Origin of the sequence: Lapillicoccus sp., assembly GCF_025353065.1 — a bacterium.
Taxonomy (GTDB): Bacteria; Actinomycetota; Actinomycetes; order Actinomycetales; family Dermatophilaceae; genus Lapillicoccus.
The window spans coordinates 1-4,844 of record NZ_JANXRJ010000004.1 but is presented as its reverse complement, the minus strand read 5'-3'; the positions used below and the strand labels follow the sequence as shown (position 1 = coordinate 4,844).

Genomic DNA, 4,844 nt, shown 5'->3' with positions numbered 1-4,844 from the left:
ACGGCGACCGGCTGACCCTGCTCCTCGTTGTGGACGCCGACCCCGTCGTCGAGGGTCCCCGCCACCGTGCACGTCGCGAACGTCTGGGCGACCCGGAGCGGACCCTTGCCGACGACGACGGCGGTGACCCGCGTGTGCGGCGGGCGACGTTGTGCCCACAGCGCGTTGTGGCCGCTGAGCGGCTCCGGCAGCCCGAGCGGCGTCCCGTAGCGGTCGATCGCCCCGGCCTCCCCGTAGTTCCCCGTGATGACGATCGCGGTGTCGCGCTCGGGCTGCGGCAGGGCGTCCCGGACGCGGGCCACCTGCGCGACGTATGCCGGCCAGCCCACCTGGTCGCGCGCGGCCTGGTTGATCCCGGGCACCGGGGTCGCGCCGAGGTCGGCGACGGGCACGAGCGGGAGCGCGATGAGCGCCGAGACGAGCGCGTTGACGACGACGCCCACCCGCAGCCATGTCCACCACACTCTCGAGACGCCGGCGGCGGGGACGCAGCCCACGGCATACAGGACGGTCAGCAGGCGGAGGGTAGTAGACCTGCCCGCTGGAGACGAGGGCGAGCACGACGAGCACCGGGAAGGCGACGGCGAGGAACCGGATCCGGCGCCACTCGGGCCGACGCAGCAGGGCCCACCACCCGGCGCCCCAGACGACGACCAGCGGTGGCCCGAGCAGGAGCCCGAGGAACGGGACGACCTGCGCCCGGGCCCCGCTGTTGACCGTCACGAGCGCCCGGCCCATCGCCAGCTGCGGCCAGCCGTTGGTGGCCTGGTAGACGAGGTTGGGGCTGGCGATGACCAGCCCGGCGACCGCGCCCGCGAGCAGCCAGCGCCAGGGCAGCCGTCGGGGGCCGACCGTGAGCAGCCCCGCCACGAGGGCGACGACGAGACCGGCGAGCAGGAGCTTGTTCCAGGTGGCGGCGCCGGCGACCACTCCGGCCCACAGCCACGCGCGGCCGTCGTCGCGCAGCACCGCGCGAATCACCCGCAGTGTCACCGCTTGCCACGCGAGCAGGTCGACCGTGACGGTGAGCAGCAGGTGCCCGAACACGAGCGGGAAGGCGGCGAAGGCATACCCCCAGGCGGCCAGCCCCTGGGCGCGGGCCCCACCGCCGACCTCGCGGGTGATGAGGGCGACGAGGAGCACCGTCGCCACGCAGATCAGGGTCGCAGGCACCCGCATCGCCCAGGGCTGGTCGACGACTGCCGCCATGGTGCGCGCGAGCAACGGTGTGAGAGCTGGCTGGTCGAGGTATCCCCAGGCGGGGACGAGCATGCGGAAGTAGAGCTCGTCACGGTGGTAGCCGTAGCCGCCGCTCGTCGCGGTGAGGACGACCGCGAGTGCGACCATCGCGGCACCGACAGGCCGGCGGGCGAGGGGCGCCCGGGTGACCCCGGTCCCCTGCTCGCGCCTCACCGTCTCCGCGATCCTGCTCACGAGGCCCACAGTAGGGCGGGGGTGCCTCCGGACAGTGCCTTAGTCGCGACGACCTTGGCCGAGGTGGACCGCGTTGACCAGACCGAGCGCCAGCCAGCAGGAGAACATCGACGACCCGCCGTAGGAGACGAACGGCAGTGGCAGCCCGGTGACCGGCGTGATGCCGAGGTTCATCCCGACGTTCTCGACGGCCTGGACGGTGAACCAGCCGGCCACGCCCACCGCGACGAGGCGGCCGAAGGCGTCGCTGCGGGCGCCGACGACGAGGGTCCGCAGCACGAGGAAGGCCAGCAGCGCGATGACACCGGCCGCCCCGAGGAAGCCGAGCTCCTCCCCCGCGACCGAGAAGACGAAGTCGGTCTGCTGGAAGGGGATGACGCCACCCTGGGTCTGGCGGCCGTGGAAGAGACCCTCGCCGTGCAGGCCCCCGGACCCGATCGCCAGCCGCACCTGCCGGGTCTGGTAGCCGATGCCCTGCGGGTCGGCGCCGGGGTCGAGGAAGGCGGTCAGCCGGTCGCGCTGGTAGCCGCTGAGGACCGGGGTCGTGAACATCGCGACGACCCCCGCGGCTCCCAGGGCGACGACGAGCGCGAGCAGCCGCTTGGGGGCGCCGGCGACCGCGACGACGGCGAACGCCATAGCAAGCACGACGATCGCCGACCCGAGATCCGGCTGCAGCATGATGAGCCCGATCGGGAGGAGCACGAGCAGCCCGGCCAGTAGCAGGTCGCGCCTGTCGGGTGACAGGTCGCGGTCGCGACGCTCGGCCAGCAGCATGGCCAGGCCCATGACGATGGCCACCTTGGCGAGCTCTGACGGCTGGATCGAGAAGCCGCCGGGGACCTCGATCCACGACCGCGATCCGTTGATCGTGGACCCGAGGGGCGACAGCACGGCGACGAGACCGAGGAGGGACGCGAGGTAGACCCAGGGCACCCACGCGCGCAGCGTCCGCAGGTCGACCTTCGTCACGAGGACGAAGAGGACCATCCCCACGACGGTGGTGACGAGGTGCCGGAGCACCACTGCGCTGCCCGAGGTATGCCGCGTGGCCGACCACACGAGCAACGCGCCCACGAGCGACAGCCCCAGTCCCGCGACGACGAGCCCCCAGTCGGTGCGCGACCACACCGACGAGGTGCGCCCTCGGGTCAGGAGGGGACGATGGACCGCAGGATCTCGCGACACTGTCCCACGTCGGTCTCCATCTGCTCGATCAGCGGCTCGATGCCGTCGAAGCGCAGCGTCGGCCGGAGCCGCTCGACGAACTCGTAGGTGATCCGCTCGCCATAGAGGTCGAGGTCCGTCCGGTCCAGGACGTAGCCCTCCACCCGGCGCTGGGTGCCCTCGAAGGTCGGGTTGGTGCCGATCGAGATGGCCGCGGGCAGGACCCGGTCGAGCGCGGTGATCGGCCGGTCGACGCGGGTGAGCCACCCGGCATACACACCGTCGGCGGGCACGAGGCCCTCGGCGTCCTGGCTGAGGTTGGCGGTGGGGTAGCCGAGCTCGCGGCCCCGGTGGTCGCCGTGGACGACGGTGCCGGCGACCTTGTGGGGACGACCGAGGACCGCTGCGGCGCCCGCCACGTCGCCGATGTCGAGCATGCCGCGCACCATCGAGGAGGACCACCGCGACCCCTCGCCGAGGTCGTCGAGCGCGAGCACCTCGAAGCCGAGGCCGGGCCCGAGGGCCAGCAGCGTGTCGACGTTGCCGGTGTTGCGCCAGCCGAAGCGGGTGTCCTGGCCGACGACGACGGCGACCGCGTGGAGGGCGTCCACGAAGACCGACTGCACGAACTCCTCCGGCGTCTCCTGTGCGAACTCCACCGTGAACTCCAGGACGAGCACCGCGTCGAGCCCGGTGTCGGCGAGCAGCTCGAGGCGCTGCGCGACGGAGGTGAGCATCTGGGGCGCCCGATCGGGGTGGAGCACCGCGAGCGGGTGGGGCTCGAAGGTCACCGCGACCGACAGCACGCCCCGGCTGGTGGCCTGTTCGACGACCCGCGCCAGGACCGCCTTGTGGCCCTGGTGGACGCCGTCGAAGTTGCCGAGGGTGACGACCGATCGACCGAGGTCACCCGGGACGTCGTCGAGGCTGTTCCACACGTGCACGGTGACACTCTACGAAGACCGCGGCCGGTGCACGACGCGGGTCGCGCGCATTCAGCGGTGAGCCGCCTCACCCTGGGTGGCGCATTGGCGGCCGAGCAGCCGCGCCGTCAAACATGCAGAAGGCTCCCACGCGCCCGGCATACCCCGACATTGTGGGTCAGCCTCTGGCCCACTGCATGTTTGACGGGTCACGCCGAGCGTCGTCGCGTGGTGGCTAGGGTTATCGGGTGGCTGCACATCTCCTGCTCCTCACGCCGTCGAGCAACCGGGTGTATGCCGGGAGCGCCCCTCAGGTGACGGCCGCCGAGCTCGGCGTGCTCGCCATCACGGCCCTCGGTGCCGCGGTCATCCGCGCGGAGCCGACGACCGTGGCCGGCGTCGCCTACCTCGAGATCGAGCTCGACGGCGAACCCCGACCTGACGTGCTCGGCCAGCTCGCCGGCGCCCATGCGCTCTTCGTGCGAGAGGGTCAGCTGCTGCGACCGGTCCCCCTCGCGCGCACCGAGCGGCTCGACGACGACCTGCTCACCATCCCGAAGTACCCCGGGCGCACCAACGAGCAGTTCACCCGGGTGCTGCTCAACGTCACGCTCGCGTCCACGGCGTGGGCGGGTGAGATGACGCAGCGCCGCTTCACGGTGCTGGACCCGCTGGCCGGTCGCGGCACGACGCTCAGCTGGGCGCTCGCCCTCGGCCACGACGCGGTCGGCGTCGAGATCGAACGACGGGAGGTCGAGGCGTATGCCGCGTTCCTCACGACGTGGCTGCGCCGGAAGCGTCTCAAGCACCAGATCGACCTGCATCCGTTGCGTCGCAGCGGAACTCATGTCGCCGACCTGCTGGAGGCGCAGCTCAGCCCGGACCCCGCGGCATACCGGAGCGGGGACCGGCAACGGCTGACCCTCTATGCCGCCGACACCCTGGCCACCCCCGACCTCCTCCAGAACCGGACGGTCGACGCCGTCGTCACCGACGCGCCCTACGGCGTGGCCCACGGCAGCCGGGCCGGTGTGGCGCGCGACCGGTCGCCCGCGGAGCTGCTGTCGTTGGCCGTGCCCCGCTGGACGTCCGTGCTGCGCTCCGGTGGCGCCGTCGGCATCGCCTGGAACACGCACGGACTGGCCCGGGGCGACCTCTCCGCGATCTGCGCGGACGCGGGTCTCGAGGTCTGCGACGCGCCGCCCTACCTCGGCTTCGCCCACCGGGTCGACGCCGGCATCCACCGCGACATCCTGGTCGCGCGCAAGCCCTGAGGTCGTGGTCTGGCGCTGAGGTCGTGGTGTGCCCACCACGACCTCA

At 72.5% G+C, this 4,844-nt stretch carries 4 protein-coding genes; 1 reads left to right on the top strand and 3 read right to left on the bottom strand.

Going from position 1 to position 4,844, the window contains the following annotated elements:
* The 3 genes from Q0R63_RS00280 to Q0R63_RS00270 form a co-directional block, all read right to left on the bottom strand.
* The coding region (locus Q0R63_RS00280; RefSeq protein ID WP_295692295.1) for a glycosyltransferase family 39 protein at positions 1-1,434 on the bottom strand (1,434 nt) is incomplete at its 3' end.
* Between the two features lie 39 nt (positions 1,435-1,473).
* On the bottom strand, positions 1,474-2,565 hold the full coding sequence (rodA, locus tag Q0R63_RS00275; RefSeq protein WP_295692293.1) for a rod shape-determining protein RodA: 1,092 nt from the start codon (positions 2,563-2,565) through the stop codon (positions 1,474-1,476).
* A 20-nt stretch (positions 2,566-2,585) separates the two neighbouring features.
* Complete coding sequence (locus Q0R63_RS00270; protein ID WP_295692290.1) at positions 2,586-3,545, bottom strand: bifunctional riboflavin kinase/FAD synthetase; 960 nt, start codon at positions 3,543-3,545, stop codon at positions 2,586-2,588.
* Between the two features lie 227 nt (positions 3,546-3,772).
* Between Q0R63_RS00270 and Q0R63_RS00265 the strand changes: the two genes are divergently transcribed.
* Positions 3,773-4,798 carry an SAM-dependent methyltransferase gene (locus Q0R63_RS00265; protein WP_295692288.1) on the top strand — a complete coding sequence of 342 codons (1,026 nt, stop codon included), beginning with the start codon at positions 3,773-3,775 and terminating at the stop codon, positions 4,796-4,798.
* Positions 4,799-4,844 lie beyond the last annotated feature (46 nt).